At 40.2% G+C, this 470-nt stretch carries 1 protein-coding gene; it reads right to left on the bottom strand.

Features of this window, described 5'->3' with window-relative positions:
- Positions 1-470, bottom strand: a 470-nt coding sequence (locus tag N8M20_RS10185) for a transposase (RefSeq protein ID WP_261080513.1), incomplete at both ends; no start/stop codon positions are given.

Genomic DNA, 470 nt, shown 5'->3' with positions numbered 1-470 from the left:
AGATTATTGGTGGCTTCCAGTTTGGCGTTGGAATAGAGTAGTTGAAGGGCGTTGGCAATTTTCTCTTTATCCTTGAGGAAGGTTTTAAAGACAGTCTGAAAAAGAGGATGAACCAGCTTAAGATTGTCCTCAATAAGTCCGAAAAATTTGTCTGCCTCCTTGTTCTGAAAGTGAAAAAGCAAGAGTTGATAGAGATGGTAGTGGTGTTTCAAGTCCTCTGAATAGCTCAAAAGCTTGTCTAAAATCTCTTTATTCGTCAAGTGCATGCGAAAAGTAGGGTGATAAAAACGTTTATCGCTGAGTTTACGACTATCCTGTTGAATGAGCTTCCAGTAACGCTTGATAGCCTTGTATTCATGGGATTTTCGATGAAACTGATTCATGATTTGGACACGCACACGACTCATAGCACGGCTCATGTGTTGGACAATATGGAAACGATCCAACACGATTTTAGCGTTTGGAAAAAG

The sequence above is a fragment of the Streptococcus mitis genome, assembly GCF_946190275.1.
Classification (GTDB): Bacteria; Bacillota; Bacilli; order Lactobacillales; family Streptococcaceae; genus Streptococcus; species Streptococcus mitis_DC.
The sequence above is the reverse complement of the archived record's forward strand: the minus strand, read 5'-3'. Positions and strand labels throughout refer to the sequence as shown.